Annotated in this window: 21 protein-coding genes; 3 read left to right on the top strand and 18 right to left on the bottom strand. The window is 52.6% G+C overall.

Features of this window, described 5'->3' with window-relative positions; all coding sequences use genetic code 11:
* Positions 1-156: 156 nt before the first annotated feature.
* Entirely contained in the window at positions 157-393 is a 237-nt protein-coding gene (locus ACRDCA_RS08075; protein WP_438689069.1) for a hypothetical protein, read from the top strand.
* A gap of 54 nt (positions 394-447) precedes the next feature.
* Here ACRDCA_RS08075 and erpA read toward each other — a convergent pair whose 3' ends face one another.
* Both erpA and clcA read right to left on the bottom strand, forming a co-directional pair.
* Complete coding sequence (gene erpA / locus ACRDCA_RS08070) at positions 448-792, bottom strand: iron-sulfur cluster insertion protein ErpA (RefSeq protein WP_021179368.1); 345 nt, start codon at positions 790-792, stop codon at positions 448-450.
* Positions 793-881: 89 nt separating this feature from the next.
* A complete protein-coding gene (gene clcA / locus ACRDCA_RS08065) occupies positions 882-2,309 on the bottom strand; it encodes a H(+)/Cl(-) exchange transporter ClcA (protein WP_438689068.1) in 1,428 nt (475 codons plus the stop codon).
* Between the two features lie 177 nt (positions 2,310-2,486).
* Here clcA and hemL point away from each other — a divergent pair, with 177 nt between their 5' ends.
* A complete protein-coding gene (gene hemL / locus ACRDCA_RS08060) occupies positions 2,487-3,776 on the top strand; it encodes a glutamate-1-semialdehyde 2,1-aminomutase (protein ID WP_438689067.1) in 1,290 nt (429 codons plus the stop codon).
* Between the two features lie 37 nt (positions 3,777-3,813).
* Here the strand turns inward: hemL and ampE are convergent, their stop codons facing one another.
* The 3 genes from ampE to ACRDCA_RS08045 all read right to left on the bottom strand — a co-directional run bounded on the left by ampE (position 3,814) and on the right by ACRDCA_RS08045 (position 5,297).
* The gene (gene ampE / locus ACRDCA_RS08055; protein ID WP_438689066.1) at positions 3,814-4,668 is read right to left on the bottom strand and encodes a beta-lactamase regulator AmpE; all 855 of its coding nucleotides are present in this window, start codon (positions 4,666-4,668) and stop codon (positions 3,814-3,816) included.
* Positions 4,669-4,761: 93 nt separating this feature from the next.
* Positions 4,762-5,100, bottom strand: coding sequence for a helix-turn-helix domain-containing protein (locus tag ACRDCA_RS08050; protein ID WP_438689065.1), 339 nt, complete (start codon positions 5,098-5,100; stop codon positions 4,762-4,764).
* Positions 5,097-5,297, bottom strand: coding sequence for a hypothetical protein (locus ACRDCA_RS08045; RefSeq protein WP_438689064.1), 201 nt, complete (start codon positions 5,295-5,297; stop codon positions 5,097-5,099). Before ACRDCA_RS08045 ends, ACRDCA_RS08050 begins: the two co-directional genes overlap by 4 nt.
* A gap of 266 nt (positions 5,298-5,563) precedes the next feature.
* Between ACRDCA_RS08045 and nadC the strand changes: the two genes are divergently transcribed.
* A complete protein-coding gene (gene nadC, locus ACRDCA_RS08040) occupies positions 5,564-6,454 on the top strand; it encodes a carboxylating nicotinate-nucleotide diphosphorylase (RefSeq protein WP_025120530.1) in 891 nt (296 codons plus the stop codon).
* Positions 6,455-6,509: 55 nt separating this feature from the next.
* Here nadC and ACRDCA_RS08035 read toward each other — a convergent pair whose 3' ends face one another.
* The 13 genes from ACRDCA_RS08035 to ACRDCA_RS07975 all read right to left on the bottom strand — a co-directional run.
* A complete protein-coding gene (locus ACRDCA_RS08035) occupies positions 6,510-7,193 on the bottom strand; it encodes a helix-turn-helix transcriptional regulator (RefSeq protein WP_438689063.1) in 684 nt (227 codons plus the stop codon).
* Complete coding sequence (locus ACRDCA_RS08030; protein WP_438689062.1) at positions 7,190-7,891, bottom strand: LuxR C-terminal-related transcriptional regulator; 702 nt, start codon at positions 7,889-7,891, stop codon at positions 7,190-7,192. Before ACRDCA_RS08030 ends, ACRDCA_RS08035 begins: the two co-directional genes overlap by 4 nt.
* Before the next feature lie 10 nt (positions 7,892-7,901).
* Positions 7,902-8,594 carry a LuxR C-terminal-related transcriptional regulator gene (locus ACRDCA_RS08025; protein WP_438689061.1) on the bottom strand — a complete coding sequence of 231 codons (693 nt, stop codon included), beginning with the start codon at positions 8,592-8,594 and terminating at the stop codon, positions 7,902-7,904.
* Between the two features lie 189 nt (positions 8,595-8,783).
* Positions 8,784-9,311, bottom strand: coding sequence for a fimbrial protein (locus ACRDCA_RS08020; protein ID WP_438689060.1), 528 nt, complete (start codon positions 9,309-9,311; stop codon positions 8,784-8,786).
* 71 nt (positions 9,312-9,382) lie between these two features.
* A complete protein-coding gene (locus ACRDCA_RS08015; RefSeq protein WP_438689059.1) occupies positions 9,383-10,414 on the bottom strand; it encodes a fimbrial protein in 1,032 nt (343 codons plus the stop codon).
* A 6-nt stretch (positions 10,415-10,420) separates the two neighbouring features.
* Positions 10,421-12,988, bottom strand: coding sequence for a fimbria/pilus outer membrane usher protein (locus tag ACRDCA_RS08010; RefSeq protein WP_438689058.1), 2,568 nt, complete (start codon positions 12,986-12,988; stop codon positions 10,421-10,423).
* 103 nt (positions 12,989-13,091) lie between these two features.
* Positions 13,092-13,769 (bottom strand): fimbrial biogenesis chaperone, encoded by a 678-nt coding sequence (locus ACRDCA_RS08005; protein WP_438689057.1) that lies wholly within the window; start codon positions 13,767-13,769, stop codon positions 13,092-13,094.
* A 92-nt stretch (positions 13,770-13,861) separates the two neighbouring features.
* Positions 13,862-14,395, bottom strand: a complete 534-nt coding sequence (locus ACRDCA_RS08000; RefSeq protein WP_438689056.1) for a fimbrial protein — start codon at positions 14,393-14,395, stop codon at positions 13,862-13,864.
* Positions 14,396-14,894: 499 nt separating this feature from the next.
* Complete coding sequence (locus ACRDCA_RS07995; protein ID WP_438689055.1) at positions 14,895-15,443, bottom strand: tyrosine-type DNA invertase; 549 nt, start codon at positions 15,441-15,443, stop codon at positions 14,895-14,897.
* A 536-nt stretch (positions 15,444-15,979) separates the two neighbouring features.
* On the bottom strand, positions 15,980-16,540 hold the full coding sequence (locus ACRDCA_RS07990) for a tyrosine-type DNA invertase (RefSeq protein ID WP_438689054.1): 561 nt from the start codon (positions 16,538-16,540) through the stop codon (positions 15,980-15,982).
* A gap of 341 nt (positions 16,541-16,881) precedes the next feature.
* On the bottom strand, positions 16,882-17,616 hold the full coding sequence (locus tag ACRDCA_RS07985; protein WP_438689053.1) for an SDR family oxidoreductase: 735 nt from the start codon (positions 17,614-17,616) through the stop codon (positions 16,882-16,884).
* Positions 17,617-17,620: 4 nt separating this feature from the next.
* Positions 17,621-17,869: an acyl carrier protein gene (locus tag ACRDCA_RS07980; protein ID WP_438689052.1), complete on the bottom strand. Its 249-nt coding sequence runs from the start codon at positions 17,867-17,869 to the stop codon at positions 17,621-17,623.
* A gap of 16 nt (positions 17,870-17,885) precedes the next feature.
* Positions 17,886-18,627, bottom strand: a 742-nt coding sequence (locus ACRDCA_RS07975) for a hypothetical protein (protein ID WP_438689051.1), incomplete at its 5' end; no start/stop codon positions are given.

The following is an 18,627-nucleotide window of genomic DNA, read 5'->3' as shown; positions in this document are numbered from 1 at the left end:
CGTGCTATTATTTTGCGCTAATAAATTGCGCACGAATAATGTAATCAACTATTTAATCATCCGTTAAAAATTATCCCGCGCTGTTAAGTTCCGTTTACTTTTGCCGATAGGTCATAGTGCTTTGACCCACGGACAGGTATCGCTTTGAGTCTAAGAATGAAGAAACACTTATTGATAATCAGCGCGTTGCTGTTGAGCAGCAGCGCCATGGCCGAGAACACCAGCGGCAAGATTGGTATCAGCATCACGATAGTACCCACCTGTAGCGTCACCCTGACCGGCAACGTGCCACAGGCAACCTGCGGCAATAGCACCACCTTGCAGCCTAAGATGAGCTCCAGCAAGCGGGTGGTAGGCGATCGGCAAAACGAAGTGGTCACCGTGGAATGGTAGGCATAAAAAAACCCACGTACCGTTCAGGCAAGCGGGTTTTTGACGATGGCAGGATCAGATGCTGAATGAAGAGCCACAGCCACAGGTGGTTTTGGCATTCGGGTTAGTCACGATAAAGCGCGAACCTTCCAACCCTTCGGTGTAATCCACCGCGCCACCCACCAGATATTGCAGGCTCATCGGATCAACCACCAGCGCGACGCCCTGTTTCTCGATGGTCATGTCACCGTCGTTGATCTTGTCATCAAAGGTGAAGCCGTACTGGAATCCACTGCAGCCGCCACCGGTAATGTAAACCCGCAACTTCAGGTTTGGATTCTCTTCGTCAGCAATCAGGAATTTCACCTTGCTTGCTGCTGCCTCGGTAAATTGCAGGGGCAGTGCTGTTTCATCACTCATACTCGTTACTCCCAACAGTGTTTCGCATCAGGTTACTGCTATGGCGACCCGATTAATGTTGCTGATTATCTAATACCTGAGTGTTGCGTTCAAGTATTCACCGCATTTGTTGTATTTTCTTTACCTGTTTTCTCGGCCTGCTCTTGCTGCTGCTTTTGTAAGGTGCGGGCTAAAATGGCGGAATACAATGGCTTACCGCCCATAAACTGCGCCACCAGGGTCGCCCCCAAGCAGGTGACGATCATCGGTAAAATCAGCTGATAGTTATCGGTCATTTCCAATACCAGCACAATACCGGTTAACGGTGCACGCACGGTAGCGGCAAACAGCGCCCCCATACCCGCAATAGCAAAAGTGCCAGCCTCAAGACCATACTCTGGGAACAGGTGACCGCTGAAAAGACCAAAAGCGGTGCCGAGCAGCGTCCCCAGGGCCAGCATTGGCGCAAAAATACCACCTGGCGCACCTGAGCCGAAACAGAGCAGCGTGGTGATCACCCGTGCAATAAAGATAAACAGCAGCATGCCTATGCTGTAGTTGCCCGCCACCGCGCTCGGGATCAAGGCCGAACCACCACCAGCAGCCGCTGGCTCGAGCAACCCAAGCACGCCACAAGCGCCCCCAAGCAGAGCACCAATCAGCAGGATCTTGCCAGTCTTGCCACCATGGAAGCGGGCGAACATATCCTGCGTACGAAACACTAAAGCGTTAAACATCACCCCCACAGCGCCAAACACCGTCCCTAACACCAGGTACAACCACAGCGTATTGAGCGGTGCCGAAGCAAGTTTACCCACTTCGATCAGCGGACTGTCACCATTAAATACACGAAAGACAATGCTCGACATAATCACGCCGATAAACACCGCCTTGACTGAAATCAGGTTGTAACGAAACTGCGGGCGCATCTCTTCAATAACGAACAGGATCCCCGCCAAGGGGGCGTTAAATGCGGCGGCCAGGCCAGCTGCGGCACCGGTGGCCAGCATGGAGTGGCGTGCCTCGGCACTACGTATGCGAAAAATATCCAGCACCATTCGCCCGGCATTGGCCCCCATCTGCACCGTTGGCCCTTCACGCCCCAGTACCATCCCCGCACCTAGCGTGCCCATGCCGCCGATAAATTTCACCGGGATCACCCGCCACCAGCGTACCGGCCGCAACTCCTCCAGCGCGCCCTCGATCTCTGGGATCCCCGAACCGCCCGCTTCTGGCGCAAAACGTTTAACCAGATAAAACCCCAAAGCGGCCAGAACACCGGAAAAAATAAACGCCAGCGGCCACACCAGCATCCAAGAATCGGCGACATAGGCCAGGCCCGACAACCGCTGCTGTTGCACCCAATCCACCGCTTTATCAAAAGCAACGCCCAATAATCCCGCCAAGGTCCCCACCACCGCCGCCATAAGCAGGATGGCAACCGGCGTCTTATCCTGGCGCAGAAGCTGACGGATCCTATCACTACGCTTTAGACGCGGGCCAAGTGCCACAGGAGGCTGCTGCTGTAATTCAGTCATAATGGGGCTCATTTTTGCCGTGAAAATCATGCCAATAGCGATACATACTATTCTAGCTCAGTCGTTACCCTATCGCTTCCTCAAAGTAGGTATTGGACGGTGATCGTTTCATAACTGCGTACTCTCCACTAGAATAGCGCGGTCAAATCATTCAAAAGCTAACCCAGGAGCCGGTTTATGAGCTTACACAGTAAGTCCGAAAGTCTGTACGCCCAGGCGCAACAGCTGATCCCAGGCGGAGTTAACTCCCCAGTGCGTGCATTCACCGGTGTAGGCGGTACTCCGCTGTTTATCGAACGTGCCGACGGTGCCTATCTGTTTGATGCCGATGGCAAAGCCTATATCGATTATGTAGGTTCCTGGGGCCCGATGGTGCTGGGCCATAATCATCCGGCGATCCGCAATGCGGTGATCGAGGCGGCACAGCGCGGCCTGAGCTTCGGCGCACCTACCGAGATGGAAGTGAAAATGGCCGAGTTGGTGACCACGCTGGTGCCAACGATGGATATGGTACGTATGGTCAACTCCGGTACAGAAGCAACCATGAGCGCTATTCGTCTGGCTCGGGGGTACACCAACCGTGACAAAATCATCAAGTTTGAAGGCTGCTACCACGGCCATGCCGACTGCCTGCTGGTGAAAGCCGGTTCCGGTGCACTGACGCTGGGCCAGCCGAACTCACCGGGCGTGCCGGCAGACTTCGCCAAGCACACGCTGACCTGCACCTATAACGATCTCGATTCCGTGCGTACCGCGTTTGAGCAGTACCCTTCAGAGATCGCCTGTATCATCGTTGAGCCTGTCGCGGGCAACATGAACTGCATTCCACCGCAGCCTGACTTCCTGCCTGGCCTGCGCGCTCTGTGCGACAAATATGGCGCGCTGTTGATCATTGACGAAGTAATGACCGGTTTCCGCGTCGCACTGGCCGGTGCTCAGTCTTATTACGATGTGGTGCCAGACCTGACCTGTCTGGGCAAAATTATCGGTGGCGGTATGCCGGTGGGGGCCTTCGGTGGCCGCCGTGAAGTGATGGCTGCCCTGGCGCCTACCGGGCCGGTGTATCAGGCAGGTACGCTGTCTGGCAACCCGATTGCCATGGCCGCCGGTTTCGCCTGTCTGACCGAGGTTTCCCAGGTTGGCATTCACCAGACGTTGACCGAACTGACCACCAAGCTGGCAGAAGGCCTGTTGGCAGCGGCCAAGGCGGAGAATATCCCGTTTGTCGTCAACCATGTGGGCGGCATGTTCGGGCTGTTCTTTACCGACGCGCCGACGGTCACCTGCTATCAAGACGTGATGGGTTGCGATGTTGAGCGCTTCAAGCGCTTCTTCCATCTGATGTTGGATGAGGGAGTTTATCTGGCGCCGTCAGCGTTCGAGGCTGGCTTTATGTCTGTTGCACACAGCGACGAAGATATTCAGCGCACCATCGATGCCGCACGCCGCTGCTTCGCCAAGCTGTAATCTGCTGGCGGGCGCAACTCTGCGCCCGCCGTTACCCTCAAAGCAAGGTGCCGTAGATGGTTAATATCGCCACGACGACCACCACAATCATCGTCACCTTACGCGCCAAAGTCACCGCCGCACGCGGCGTCTGCACCGGATCGTTATGCGGTTCGCGGGCCAGAGAGAACTGCGCCAGACGCGTCAACACCTGATACTGCGAAGTATGGCGATCCCCCAGCGAAGCAAACCACGCGGGCAGCGCCCTTTCACCATGGCCGATCAGCGCATAGGCCACCCCTGCCAGACGAACCGGGATCCAGTCAGCCACATGCAACAAGAAGTCGATGCCCGTTTGCGAGCGTTGCAACGGCGAATGGTGTCTTGCCAACCAGGTTTGGTAGGCACGCAGAAACGCATAGCCCGCCAGGGCGATTGGCCCATAGGGCCCGCACACCGCAAACCAGAATAGCGGAGCCAGGTAGTAACGATAGTTAATCCATAGCAGGGCGTTTTGCAACTCACGCAAGCGTTCTTCCTCGCTGCAATCCACCGGCAAACCGTGGATCAGCGCCAACTCTTCCGCCATCTGATCGCTGGCGTGGCTATCGCCCTGCCGCGCGGCCTGCAAATAGGCCCGATAATGTTTGCGCTTGATCCCGGCCCCAACGCACAGCAGGCCGATCACAATCCACAGCAGCAGTGCCACCACGCCGAAGAACAGGCCCTGTGCCAACCACAGGATGCCCCATACGACGAACATCCAGACCAGGGTCAACGCCAGGGTCTGTGCCAAAGAAAACCGATGCAGCCGCTGAAACACCACTTCTAAACGATGATCCAACTGCCAATGCTCACCCAGTTTAAACAGGCGTTCCCACGCCAAAACCAGTAATAGCGTAAACAGCGTCATTAGCTAATCCTCTCCCTCAGTCAAGTTCCTCAGCATAGTACTTACGATGGTAACAGCTTCAGCGACAAGGTGCTGTTCAACACGGCGGTTTTGTTACTCAATAATCATTCTGACTTTTTTGCCGATACTGCCCATCATCCCAACCAGCGAGTCCAGGGTGAACTTTTCCGTTTTCTGGTTAACGACATCAGAGACTCTTGGGCGGGATACTCGCAATATCTGTGCTGCTTTTACTTGCTTATACCCTTTAACCTTTATCCAGCCGGAGATCTCAGACATTAGCTGCTTTTTCATTTCATTGGTTTGTGCAATATCTTCATTGGATTTGGCCAACAATTCTGCAGCTTTCCCCTCAGAGAAACCCAAATCAGCGAAGATATTGTCACCAGGATGAGTGACATGGCACGAGGCCGTATCAATTTTCTCTGTCATTTCTTTTTGCTCCGCTCGTTAACCAATCGAATTTCTATGACGCCAGAACCCCAGTCATTTATCGACTTCAAGTCAGCGGGTTCCTGCCCAAACTGCACTTTACGCAATTCATGGCCAGCAATGGCGCGGGTATCTTCTGGAAACGCTTGCAAATCCTTAAGAGAACTACCGCGCCAGTCAATCTTTTTTGGATCCATCCGCCAAGACTCCCATTGCATTACTGTATAAAATTTTATACACAACTATTCAAGAATGCAATCAAGTTGCAGACACAATCAATGGCCAACTGCGGAGATATTTACACCGGTGTTCTAATGATGCTGAATGATTTCACCTGCATCTCACGCCCCCTGGCTGGCCTTTCTAACTCATTGATATTATGTAAAACTAGCGGCTGGCGCGGGGCTATAAAACAGAGTAGCATGTGGATCCACCGACCTACCGTCCATTTCCGGAGTTTGCTATGCCGACACGTCGCTACAGTGCCGACAGCCGCCGTACCGCGCTTCTCGAACGTATTGCCAATGATGTCCCTGCCGCCGTCGCCCAGGCGCTGAGCGAAGATCTGGGGGGCACCGTAGATGCCGAGCGCGATATCACCGCACAACTGTTACCCGCCGATAAACAGGCCAAAGCCACGGTGATCACCCGTGAACCCGGCGTCTTCTGTGGCCGCCGCTGGTTGGAAGAGGTGTTTATCCAACTGGGTGGACAGGTGAAGATCGAGTGGTTAGTAGAAGATGGCGATAAACTGGTGCCCAACCAACCGCTATGCCACCTGAGTGGCTCGGCACGCATCCTGCTGACGGGTGAACGTACCGCGCTGAACTTTGTGCAAACGCTGTCTGGCGTGGCCTCGGCGGTAAACCGTTATGTCGAACTGCTGCAAGGCACGCAAACCCGGCTGCTGGATACCCGTAAGACTCTGCCCGGCCTGCGCACTGCGCTGAAATATGCCGTGCTGTGTGGCGGTGGCAGTAATCACCGTCTGGGTCTTTCGGATGCATTCCTGATCAAGGAAAACCATATTATTGCTGCTGGCTCGATCAAGAACGCGGTAGCGAAAGCCTTTTGGCTGCATGCAGATGTGCCGGTAGAGGTGGAAGTCGAATCGTTGGATGAGTTGCAACAGGCATTGGATGCCGGGGCTGACATAGTGATGCTGGACAATTTCAGCGTCGAGATGATGCGCGAGGCCGTAGCCCTGGCCCAAGGACGTACGCAGTTGGAAGTCTCCGGTAACGTCACCGATCGAACCCTGCGCGAATTTGCCGAAACCGGGGTAGATTATATTTCCGTTGGGGCACTGACCAAACACGTTACCGCGCTCGACCTCTCGATGCGTTTTAGCTGATCCGTTTTACTTTCCTGGCCGCCTTTCGGCTTCGGCTGAGAGGCGGGGTTGCCAGTTACCAATAATACCAAAGGGTTGGTGCCGAACCTCCGGCCACCGGTATTCGGTCATGGGACAACCCACTGTCGACAAAAATGCTTTGTACCGCGATCAGTTGGGCATAGTGGCGGATCCCCAGTTTGTGCATTGCCTGTGTCTTCTGTGTCGAGATCGTTTTGATACTGCGCCTCGTCAGTGTGGCAATTTCTGCCAGGGTTTTCCCCTGTATCAGGTATTCCACCACTTGCCTCTCTGCCATGGACAACGTTTCCTCATCGGCCCCCGGCAAAGCGCCACCCACCCGGCTATCCTCCCCCAACAACATCTGACGCAACTGAGCCTGCCATAGGCCCAATGGTTGCCCCAGACGCAGGATATGCCTCACCCCCAAACGATACAACCGCGTAACCAGATACGGAATGGGAACATCCAAAGTAACCAGTAGCGCGACACCGGGGAAAGAGATACGCACCTGCTGAATAAAGCGCAAGGCCAGCAATAGGTCCGCCTGTTGACCGATGTGCAAGGACATAACCACCATATCAACGGGCTGTGCAGCCAGATACCGTTGCGCCTGTGCGATCTTCTGGCAGTGCCAGACCCGTGATAGCGAGTGGGTGGTAAGTAATGTCCAAATCCCTGCCTGAAAGAAACAGCACGGTGAAACTACCACCACGCGGTCTCGCTTCAGGCTTATCACGTCGTGGCCTGCAAAGGATAATGCAGCATGCCACGCGGCGTGTCGGTGACCAGACCACGCAAGTGGTGGAACAATTCAGCGTCGTTGCGAACCCCCAGCTTGCGCATGCTATTACACTTATGTGCGCTGATGGTTTTGACACTGCGATGCAGTAAATCAGCAACGTCAGAAACGCTCATTCCCTGCTGCAAATGCTCCAGTACCTTGTGCTCTGCCTGTGTCAGCACCACCAAATTGTCTTGCTCTTGTGCAGGAGAGGAATTGGGCTGCAGGTACTTTGCCAGGCTGGGGCTACAGACCTTGGCACCGGTCAACGCCAGCGCCATATCCCGGCGCGTCTGATCCTGCGACTCCTGACGGGCAAGCAGGCTGATGTGAGGCCTGGCATTCAGCAGCGTTAACAACGACATGTCCCGACAATAGGTACACACCACGATATGCAGCGTAGGAACACGTTCAGAGAGCAGCAGCAACTGCTGCGTATCGTGAGCAATCTCCTGCGGCGAACCACTGAGTACCACCGCCAACAGGTCGATTTGTGGCGGCGACCACTGCGCCAGCAACTGCTCCAGCGAAGAAACCATCACCACAAAGTGAGAGGAAGGACCCAAGCTCTGAATAAAATGTGCAACCCCGGCCTGCAACGGAGGTAAGGGGGCAACGACGGCCAACTTTATGACCGATAAGGATGTTTTCATGCGGCGACTCCTAGACCAGTAATCCATTACGCGCTAGATAATCTCCACGAGTGTAGAGATCGCTATCACTGTGGAAACCGAGTTTATACATCGCTCGGCGTTTGTGGGTGCTGATAGTGCGGACATCCCGAGCCAACACCCGTGCCGTTTCAGTCACCGTTCTACCGGAAAACAGGCACTCCAGTACGTCCATCTCACGTCCGGTTAACGACAATGACGGCGCGCCACTGCCCAGCAATGCCACCGCTGACGGGCTAAGGCTGGACAACCCCGCCAGCGCACAGAGCACGCCTTGTGTCAGTGATGACAGGGGATCCTGCTTGAGGTAAATACCGCCGACCCGTAAATTTCTCAACTGTGCCAGCAGGTGCGGCTCCTGCAAGGTGGTAGCGACGATAAGCGGTACCCGCTCCCAGTACTGGCGCAAATGGCCAATCATGCGCAGGCCCTCTAATACCGACTCACCTTCTCCACAGAGTTCGGTAACCACTACGTTCACTTTGCCCTGCTGCATCGCAGCAGGCAGATCGCGCACTTTCTCTACCTGCACACAATCAAGGACCTGAAATTGCGGCGGCTGAAATGCAGAATAGATCCCGGCTCGGGTTATCGGGCAAGCGTCCATCAGCAATAGCCGATCTATGCGGCATGCCGTCTGCATTTTCGGTAGCGGAATGCTGTTCCATACGGTTGATGTCATCATGATCATAGTTCCTTTATTAATGACCCGGCTTGCCCTGATAATGATTGGCACCCAAAATAAACTGGGTGCCAATATGAAGGCTCTCTTCGCCAATTCGCAGCTTGGTATTTATTGTTCAATGGCCAGAAAAATATCTACGGACCGTCAAACTTAACCGCGTTTACCCACCGCGATAACTGACTTGGCTCATCAGTTATAGGTAAAGTCGACTGACATTACCGAAGCGATATTACCCGGCGTAACCACGCCTTTGGCATAAGCACTGGCTCTCAGTAAAAATGTTGCCGAGGTTCCTACCACCGTCGTATCCATGGTAGATCCCGGGTTTTGCAAGGTATAAGGGGCCACATCTTGCGCCACTTCTACCGCCACGTTATCTGCCATACCCGCACCGCTGGTCGTCGCGTAGCGCCCGCCAGCCGCAGCGTCCGCCGTGCCGCTAAACGCTGCGGTAACTTTGGTGGTTGCAGTTGGACAGTCCTTCACTACCAGCTTGAATGGCACCGCCGTGGAGGTGTTTCCTGCCGTCGTCAGGTCCCTCGCCTGAATATTGGTCCCCAGACTAACGTTCAAATCTGAGTTGGTGGTGTCTACCGTACAAGGTGAAGCGACCACAACGCCGGTAATATTGACCTGAGTTGGGGCTGCCACTACCTGATGAACACCGGCACCCAAAATAACCAAGGCGAGCAGCGTGCGTTGAGTTTGTTTTTTCATGAGGTTTCCTTACTGTTCCCGTCTATATTCAGGCAGGAAATTCCTGCCTGATTTCCTTGAGTTAAAAAAACTTAGTTAATTTCTGCATTAATGGTGGCCACGGCATTAAACTGCCCTACCGTCGGAGCATTGCCAGTCACGTTCATGGGTGCCAGAGTCATAGAGCTGGTACCCGATTGTGAGGGATAGTCGAAGGTGACAGGCAGACGTCCATTGACCGGCGGCACGATATTATCGTTTGCATCGCGTACCCGAACCCCGATAGCATTATTGTCCGTCTTCAATGCGGTTGGATCCCCATCCGATGGCTCGCCACTAAAGGATAAGCTAACGACTACACCGTCAGAAATATTGCTACACGCCAACGTCATATTAACGACTTTGGGGGTAAATCCATTGGCAATATCACCCTTGGTTTTGATGTCATTTGACATGATATTGCCAAAATTGACATTAATGACCTGTCCGGCATTAATATTACAAGATTGTGGTACCGTTACCGACCCGCTCATATAGATAGACGACATCGGCATCCCGCCATAGGATCCGCTGACTTTTGTGCCATAAAGGTCCAGGATCTTGGTATTGGGTATGACAACCTGTCCCACAAATGGCCTGGTAAAGTACAAAGAAACATAGCCATTATTACCGGACGACCAGTTAGTTATCCCTTTACAAGCACTGACATACTTATTGCTCACCTCTGTCGTGAACGGGGTGGGGAAATAATCCACCGCAGCCCCACCAACCCACAATTCAGTGGCAACTTCCAAATATTGATTTATTGAATAAAAATGTAATCCATCATAGTCCCGTGTATAGGTCAGATTGCCAGGTACCTCTGCCTTATAGTAGGTAATAGCCGAACCTGTACAATCACAATCAGCAGAGTAATTCCCACCTAAATTCCACTGATAGGTTCGATTAAAATACGTGCCAGCCTTGTTATCCTCTGGATTGTCGAACTGTTTGACAAAGGGGAAGTTATATATCTTCGTGCCGCCTACCGTGCTACACCAGCCGGTTGCCGCAAAGCTGGATACGGAAAACAGGCACAGCAGGCCGCCCAGTGTTAATTTAACTAACCTGATTAACTTCATCATAGTTCCTTACCGGCACTGCGCATTCAACATCTGAATGCCAGCACTTTCTGTTGTCTGTTTTGTCAGGGAGTAACTCACCTGACACTGTTGGTCTGAACCGCTGCCCCACTTCACGTTCAGGCTGCCGCTGTCTGCCATGCCGGTCAGGTAAACCTGGCCACCGTCCCCGACGATAAAGCCCTGTGCTGTTTTCTGTGCCGGATCGCTCACCGTGGCACCGAACGGTACCGGTGCGCCGCCCTGGCGTAACAGCGTCATCAATATTCGCTGACCCACGTTGGCCTGGAAGTTAGCTCGAACCACCGCGCCACGGGTTGGCACCACGTTCTGAGAGGTCAACTCCACCTCAACGTCATCCGCCATAGTTTCGGTATTCAGCTGCACCTGATTCTTGCGATAAGGGCTGACGTACGGCACGATGGCATAGCCACGCCAGTCGGTTTTCACCCCGGTCTGGTTGTTAACTCCCGTGCCGTTGGCTCCTGGTGCTTTCACCAGCGCAATGGTTTCACCCAACGGTTGGCCGAAGGTCACCCCGTCCTGGTGCGCCACAATACCGCCTGTCAGGCCGTAGTTCAGACGTTGACTATTGCGATCGTAGGCATAACCCGCCAATACTTCCCCATAGGTACCGCGATAGTCGGCATTCAGGTTGCCGCCGTTGCCGATGCCTTTGTTGCCATAGCTTTCCTGTACGCCCCAGCTCAGGTTGTTGTCCGCTAACGCCGTGCCGTTCAGGCCGACAGAATTGTTGGTGGATCCTTTCTGGCTGGTGTTCATGTTGTAGCTGGCATAAGTCCTGCTCAACCAACGATCCAGCGGTATGCTGACGTTAAGCGCAAATATCTGATCGCGGTCATAAACGGCGCCGCTGCTGTTGCCACTGGCCGTCGAGTTTTCGTTATAGCTGTAGCTCAACCCGTAACTAATGCCGTTCCAGCTGTTGTTATAGCCGGCACCAATCGAGCGTAAGGTGCGATCGCTGTTCCAATAGTCTTCGCTGATCCAGTTTAATGACAGGGTCCCCGCCGCATCTCCCAGGTTCTGGCTGATGGTCAACTCGCTGCGGTTGCGCTTGCGGTCGGTGAGCCGGTAGCTACTACCGTCACGGTAGGTGTCCATTACTTCCTGCAAGCTGTAGTAGCCAGCAGTAGAGTAACGGTAACCGGCAATCGAGAAGTTGGTACCGGTCTGTACGAGGTTCTTGCTGTAACGAACTCGCCATGATTGGCCATCGGTTTTAGGTTGGTCTTGCATCGTAGACCAAGCCTGGGTTACGTCTGCCGATATGGCACCGATGTCACCCATGTTCTTGCCCAGCCCCAAGGCCACTGACTGGTACTTGCTGGCAAACTGGCCACCGCCGTAGGCAGTAAAGCCATTGGACAGACCATAAATCGCCGTACCCTGGCTGAACAGGGTCTTGTCTATGCTGTTGTCATAAGAACGGTACTGCCCGCTGGTGAGCGAGTACTTCAGACGACCCTCACGCTGCAGCACTGGCAGCGAGGCAAACGGCACCACCATCTGCTGTTGGCTACCGTCGGCTTCCTTGATAGTCACCACCAGGTCACCGCTGCCCCCGGTAGGGAACATATCATTGATTTCAAAGGCACCTGGCGCCACGTAACTCTGGTAAATCACGTAGCCGTTCTGGCGGATAATCACCTGCGCATTGGTTCGTGCAATACCCCGTACCACTGGCGCATAGCCCTTCATGCTGTCCGGTATCATTTCGTCGTCCGAGGCCAACTGCCCGCCGCGGAACGGTACGCTGTCGAACACGTCCGAAGGCGAACTGCTATCCCCCAGCGTCATCTGACTTTTCAGCGCGATAATGTCACGCTGGGCATAGGTATAGATGGTGTCCCATTTATCCTGCCCATCACTGCTTCGGCTCCAGGTCGTATAATTACGCAACCGCCACGCCCCGATGTTGACACCTGGCCGCAGGTTGACGTACTGGCTGTTGCTGTCTCGGCTATTGCCATTACGTGCATAAGTATTGGCACCGCTCATGTTGTAGTTGAGCAGTAATGCCGGGATACCTTGATCCCACTGGCTTTCAGGAACGTAACCGCGTGCTTTCTGTGAGAGGGCTGCCTGAGGAATACTGATCAGCAATTGCTGTTCGCTGAAACGGAACTTGGCGCTGGCCTGGGGAATGGCACTGATGTTGGCGCATTGTGTCTTGGCATCACCCAGCGCTGGGAAAAGATCGGTTTTCACCCCCAAAGCACTAAGTTGCTCTACGCTCAGACAAGGTTGCAGATGCTCTTTGCCATCAGCCCCTTTTTGCATGCTGAACGTGACATCCCTTGTGTCCTGCTGTTCGTTATTGAGATAGACATCGACCCGATAGGTGCCTGGTGCCTGACCTATGCCTTCTTCAAAAACCGTTAAATCTGTCGCGCCCTGGTTTGGGTTATCCATTTGCAGCAGTGCAGGGTTAAAATAGTCACGCGCCTGTACGCTAAAGGATAGGGTTCCCATCAATGCCAACTGGGTAGCAATCAAATAAGCCAGCCTGCTGATGCGTGGCGAATGCCCGGCCTGGCTTTTATTGTTATTCATCCGTTTTACTCCATTGCCTGCAGGGTGAAATCCCCCCCTGTGTCCTGTGCCCCACGGCCTGTGGGGATGCCTACTCAATCAACGCTATACCTTGCAAGTCCTGCTATAACGCCGCGAGTTGCTCTTTGCTTACCGCCCCGTAGTCATTGATAATCTTCCAGCTGAGCGGGCCACCGCTCACTCCGGTTGGCAGTGCAAAGCTTGCCGTACTCATCGGAGCCACATAGGTCACATCGTTCAATTTCTTGCCTGCAACCTTCACTTCATAGAAATTCATATAAAACGGCGTCGGGTTGGTCACCTGCAGGTTATTACCACTGCGCTGCCAGGTAAGTTTCTCTGAGACTTGCTCCGGCGTGCCTTTGATGCCCTGAGGGCGGTAAATCAGCTTGATGCGCGTCTTCACCGCAATTTGCAGCGTATTGTGGACTTCACCTTTGCTGGCTGCGGGGATGGACTTGATATTCATCCAATACAACGATTCTTTATCGGAGGGCAGATTGCCCCCGGCACGCACCACGCGCAGGACGTTTTTCTGGTCGCCATCCAGGCGGAACAGCGGCGGGGTCACCACAAAGGGGGCTTTCTCAGCGCCACCTGCGGTGGTCTCTACCCAGGTCTGGATGAGGTACGGCCCCTTGTCCGGGTTACTGACGCTCAGTGAAGACTCCTTTTTACCGCCTTCATAAATCAGACGCGTACCGCCCACAATTACGCCGGCCTGAGTTGCACAACTCATCATCAGCAAGCTCATCAGTACTGTGGCAGGAATAAATTTCATACAAACACCCCTAAAATGAGACATAAAGGCCAGCTCAACTACCGCTGGCCTGAAATCAGAACCACTAATCTCTACGTCGAATCGGTAAAGTCTTAGTTGTAGTTAAGGGTGAAGCTAGCGGTGGAGTTCGCAACACCAGAAGTAATGGTGGCGGAGGTAGAGATATAGCGTGCAACGAAGTTCAGGTCGTTATTACCCACAACCAGTGGATATGACTTGGAAGCGGTAAACAGTGGTACTACAGTGTTAGCATCATCGCTCAACTGAATACCTACGCCCGTTGCGCCACCAGCAGTCAGTGCCAGCACGGTGTTGTCACCAGAAACAGCGACACCGTCAAATTTGACTGAAGCTTGAGTTGCCGCAGCCGGGCAGCCAGTCAATTTGATGGTGAAATTGGTTGCAGAAGATTTAACACCCGCAGTCGGAACGCCAGCAACGTTGAAAGAAGTGGTAGCGACTTCACCCAGGTTCACTTGCAGCGGGCTGCTTGGGTTGTTAGTCACAACACAAGCGTCATCGGTGATTTTACCAACAAAATCAACTTGACCATCAGCAGCGGCAGCAGCAGTAACGGCAAATACAGAAGAGGCCAATACGGCAACAGCGATCAGATTCTTTTTCATACAACACTTTCCTTTAATGTAATGCACCCATGTGCATAGCAAAATTATTTGACATAGCCTTATGTCGTTCCCTGTTTATTTAGTTCCTAGCGATAACCTCGCCCGTTAAATAACTGCTCGGGCCGTTAAGCCTTGTCTAACCGACGAGTCATTTTGAACTAAAGTGTACCGTCCAGTTTTTTGTACTGAAATTTTAAAATTGACAGCATTAAACTTCAGCAGAAGATCAGATAGTAAACAATAGCTAACCAATGGGACTATTCTGATCGGAAGTGAGGGGGCGTCATGATAGGTCTGAAAAGTGATAAACAAGAACGAACTGGGAAAAAACCATGAAAAAAAATTGGCAAGAAAACGACGCAATTCATTGATATAAGTGAAATTTAAAAAATAAAAACACTCGCTATAACAAATTTGTTGACTCGCAAAAAGATAATCCTTAGAGTGCGTGACAGTTTAGTTCAAAGTGTACCGGGTGAATTAAATCATTACATTTCGTTTACCAAACTTCCTTAAACCTCCGCGCGTTGCTGGCCGTATAAAGTACGGTATGCTGAATATTCTTATGCCCCAGGAAATCCTGAATCAATCGAGTATCTATCCCTCGGTCTGCCAGTGCAAATCCGCAGCCATGCCGCAGCATGTGGGGGTGGGCATTGACCTCCAGACCAGCCAACTCACTGTAATTGCGCATTAACCAATAGATCCGCTGGCGGGATAGATGATTGCCTTTCTCGGAAAGGAATAACCAGTCGCTGTCAGCACCTCGATAATTACTTCTGACTTTCAGCCAGGCGCGTAGCGCTTTATGTTCTTTGGCATATAAAGGATGAATGGTGGAAAAGCCGTTTTTCAATCGATGGATATAAATGCTTTTACCCTCCAGATCGATATCGGAAAGGCGCCAACGGTTGATCTCACTGACGCGACACCCGTGGATAAAACACATCCAAATCAAACAGTAATCGCGCTCCGGGTGCTTACCTTGCTGGGTAGCCCCAAGCAGGCGCGCAACTTCGGAAGGAGTCAGATGCTTGCGATTATTCATAGTGCCTCACTGTAACTTTACAAAGAAATGTGCAGGGCTATTCATCCTTTTACATACCTACAAGATTAATGGGATCGCTGATGCAAGGGTGGTTACAGCTTCAGCCGCCCCTAGATCAGTATAGCGGAGAGGAAAAATGACAACAGCCATGGAATGACTAAGGGTATCTGGCAGAAAAAATCCCAAGCCGCAAAAGCCTGTCGATAAGAGTTACTTTCTCTTCTTTTCTAAGATAGTTCCTAGATAATTTAATTGCGCAGTAACAAAATAAGCACTCGACAGTGAGGATAATAACCGATATTGACTTATATGAATGCCAATTTATTTTAATGGTTCCAGCAGGCTTTCACCCTTTATGGCGCGTCCGATCTTGAACCATCTTAAATAACCCAGAGGAGTCGAGCTTAGAGCCCCCCCTTAATGACCACCTGATTTCATTAGAGAGAGTATAGCTATCAAACTAAGCTCAATCATCATTAGATGACACTAACTATCATTGATGAATTAAGGAGGTTGCTTTCCCTACCGGTTTTAATTTATAACGAAATCGAGCGAAAACGCCAGGCATTACTAGCGGTATAAATCACCGTGTTTTGAATATTTTTATGACCCAGATAATCCTGAATTAAACGCGTATCGATACCGGTATCTGCCAGCGCATAACCGCAGGAGTGGCGTAACATATGCGGATGCACAGGAACATTCAGATCTGCAAGTTCACCATACTCGCGGATCAGGCGATGCAGTTGCTGACGAGAAAGCCGACCCCCCTGGCGTGACAAAAACAGAAAATCACTGTCTGCTTCAAGATATTGCGGGCGCTGAGCTAACCAACTGACCAAAGCAGACCGCTCACGAGGCTGGATCGGATGCTGGACGGAGAAACCGTTTTTCAGGCGATTGACATACAATTTATCGCTGATTAAATCCAAATCCTGCAGCCGCAGATTACAGAGTTCAGAGACGCGCAATCCATGTATGAAGCAAACCAGCAACATGCATTTGTCACGAACAGTATTCTTATGTTCAGGAATTGCATCGAGTAAACGCTGTACTTCATCCATACTCAAAAACTTACGATTGGTGTTAGCCGTCATGCAGTATTTCCCTATACCCATTTATGTTCAGAAATTAGATTTAACGACATAAGAAAATTCTGGTCAAGCACCTAGCCAGGTGCTTATCAGGACTTTGTGGAATAACTCTAATTTCAATGGGTTTAGAACCTCAATCCATTTGTAACCTTTAGTAACAAAATGTGTAATAGATTATTTTTTGAACCAAATTTCAACCTGGGGAATTTATTTAACCCTAACTATTTTGAGCTAGAAATCATTTACCAAGAGGTGGTCTGGTGATAAAGAGCAACCCTGGAGTTGTAATATAAAGGGGATTTTCAAAGGAAGCTGGGGTATGCAAAGATACCCCCGGGCTTATTTTAAACGGTTAACCCCCCATCCAGGATCAGGCTTTGGCCCGTCATATAACGGCTGTCATCACCGATCAAAAATGCGGTGGTGCGCGCCACTTCGCTGGCTTTGCCCAGGCGGCGCAGCGGGATTTGCTTGCGCAGCGCCTTCAGCGCCTCCGGTGGAATCGCCTGCGTCATCTCGCTTTCTATAATTCCTGGCAACAGGCAGTTCACCCGGATACCAAAACGGGCCACTTCCAGCGCCAGGGATTTCCCCATGCCGATCATCGCCGCTTTGCTGGCCCCGTAGGCCGTTTGCCCGGTGTTGCCCTTGATTCCCGTCACCGAAGACATCAGCACCATCGCCCCCTCCCCCTGTGCCATCATCGCCGGCAGCAGATGGCGATTCCAGTAGAAAATGGCGTTGAGGTTGGTGTCGATCACCTGCCGCCAGCGCTCACCGGTTTGCTGGATATGCAGGTTATCCAACGTGATCCCGGCGTTATGGATCACCGCAAAAGGCGCACCATGGCGTGCCAGCAGCTGCGGAGCCACGGCATCCACCGCCTGCTCGTCGCTGCCGTCACACACGCAGCTTTCCACCCAGCCCGATAAACCGGCGCAGGCTTCCTTCACTGCCGACTCCGCCCCCGAGCCACTACGGCAGGTGAACACCACGTTCCACTGCCTGGCCAGCTCTTCCACCAGCGCGCGGCCAATGCCCCGGCTACCGCCTGTCACTAACACCCATTGTTTTGTCATAGGATCACTGTTGTGCATCGACCAGGCTTTGACAGAGTTCACCCAGCGTCATATTCGGCTTGTCGATGAACATTTCGGCAGTCAGCGTGGCCCCAAACTCGCGTTTGGCCAGCACCATCAGCTCCACATAGTCCAGGCTGTCCAGCTTCAACTGATGCAGTGGCATCTCCGGTGCCAGATCGCTCATCTCGAGATCTTTGGCATCACAAATCATTTCAGTGACGGTGTCATAAACCTGTTGGTACTTTTCCATGGTGATATCCCTAGAGTTAATTGTTGGCCAATGGCCATGTTTTTAAGGTCACCGAGGTGACGAGCAGCGGGTGCCGCTGCGTTCTGGCCTCGATCACCGCGCGTAATACAAAGCCGCTGCTTCTGTCCCCGATAATCAACATCGGCTGGATGGTGTAGTACAACCGATCTTCGGATTCAAACAGCCTCGCGGGGTTAAATAGGCGGGCGCTGAAGTGAGTTTCATGATGCGTCTGTACCACCGGGATCTGGGCAAACACCTCGATCAACGTGGCGGCCTGGAGTTCCGGTAGCGCCGTGGTTAGCGACGCCAGGGTTTGCGGGGACTTGACCAGCAGTTGGAACAGCAGGGCATCAAAGAAACTCCACGCCTGTGTAGCTTCCGATGCCTGCCCCGGGAAGGGCTGACCGAGCGCCATCACCTCGGGCACGGTCAACGCATGCTCGTGATCGCCAGCCGCCAGCTCCAGCCCTCGGGCCGGAGCCAGTTTGCTGTTGAAGCAGTTTTGCTGAGTGGCGCAGTCCAGCAATTTACCGGTGATCTGTTGGCCGTTATTGGCAATCTGCAAATCATACGGCGTCTCGCACAGCACTGGCCGCCGCATGCGGGTGCTGAAAATATAAAAATCATGTTCCGGCGGGGCTGAAAGCAGCGTCGCACTCAAATGGCGTTTCATGTCCAGCATCGCCCGCATCCCATGGACGCTCAGTTGATCGGCCCCCATTTTGCGGACGTGTTGCAGATCAAAGTGGATCGGG

The sequence above is a fragment of the Serratia sp. (in: enterobacteria) genome, from assembly GCF_051654945.1.
Taxonomy (GTDB): domain Bacteria; phylum Pseudomonadota; class Gammaproteobacteria; order Enterobacterales; family Enterobacteriaceae; genus Chania.
Note: the sequence above shows the minus strand (reverse complement) of the source record. Positions and strands in the feature narration are given on the sequence as shown.

Bases quoted from the DNA above. Each gene is read 5' to 3' on its own strand.
- ACRDCA_RS08075 (WP_438689069.1), top strand. From the start codon at position 157: ATGAAGAAACACTTATTGATAATCAGCGCGTTGCTGTTGAGCAGCAGC.
- erpA (WP_021179368.1), bottom strand. From the start codon at position 792: ATGAGTGATGAAACAGCACTGCCCCTGCAATTTACCGAGGCAGCAGCA.
- clcA (WP_438689068.1), bottom strand. From the start codon at position 2,309: ATGACTGAATTACAGCAGCAGCCTCCTGTGGCACTTGGCCCGCGTCTA.
- hemL (WP_438689067.1), top strand. From the start codon at position 2,487: ATGAGCTTACACAGTAAGTCCGAAAGTCTGTACGCCCAGGCGCAACAG.
- ampE (WP_438689066.1), bottom strand. From the start codon at position 4,668: ATGACGCTGTTTACGCTATTACTGGTTTTGGCGTGGGAACGCCTGTTT.
- ACRDCA_RS08050 (WP_438689065.1), bottom strand. From the start codon at position 5,100: ATGACAGAGAAAATTGATACGGCCTCGTGCCATGTCACTCATCCTGGT.
- ACRDCA_RS08045 (WP_438689064.1), bottom strand. From the start codon at position 5,297: ATGGATCCAAAAAAGATTGACTGGCGCGGTAGTTCTCTTAAGGATTTG.
- nadC (WP_025120530.1), top strand. From the start codon at position 5,564: ATGCCGACACGTCGCTACAGTGCCGACAGCCGCCGTACCGCGCTTCTC.
- ACRDCA_RS08030 (WP_438689062.1), bottom strand. From the start codon at position 7,891: ATGAAAACATCCTTATCGGTCATAAAGTTGGCCGTCGTTGCCCCCTTA.
- ACRDCA_RS08025 (WP_438689061.1), bottom strand. From the start codon at position 8,594: ATGATGACATCAACCGTATGGAACAGCATTCCGCTACCGAAAATGCAG.
- ACRDCA_RS08020 (WP_438689060.1), bottom strand. From the start codon at position 9,311: ATGAAAAAACAAACTCAACGCACGCTGCTCGCCTTGGTTATTTTGGGT.
- ACRDCA_RS08015 (WP_438689059.1), bottom strand. From the start codon at position 10,414: ATGATGAAGTTAATCAGGTTAGTTAAATTAACACTGGGCGGCCTGCTG.
- ACRDCA_RS08010 (WP_438689058.1), bottom strand. From the start codon at position 12,988: ATGAATAACAATAAAAGCCAGGCCGGGCATTCGCCACGCATCAGCAGG.
- ACRDCA_RS08005 (WP_438689057.1), bottom strand. From the start codon at position 13,769: ATGAAATTTATTCCTGCCACAGTACTGATGAGCTTGCTGATGATGAGT.
- ACRDCA_RS08000 (WP_438689056.1), bottom strand. From the start codon at position 14,395: ATGAAAAAGAATCTGATCGCTGTTGCCGTATTGGCCTCTTCTGTATTT.
- ACRDCA_RS07995 (WP_438689055.1), bottom strand. From the start codon at position 15,443: ATGAATAATCGCAAGCATCTGACTCCTTCCGAAGTTGCGCGCCTGCTT.
- ACRDCA_RS07990 (WP_438689054.1), bottom strand. From the start codon at position 16,540: ATGACGGCTAACACCAATCGTAAGTTTTTGAGTATGGATGAAGTACAG.
- ACRDCA_RS07985 (WP_438689053.1), bottom strand. From the start codon at position 17,616: ATGACAAAACAATGGGTGTTAGTGACAGGCGGTAGCCGGGGCATTGGC.
- ACRDCA_RS07980 (WP_438689052.1), bottom strand. From the start codon at position 17,869: ATGGAAAAGTACCAACAGGTTTATGACACCGTCACTGAAATGATTTGT.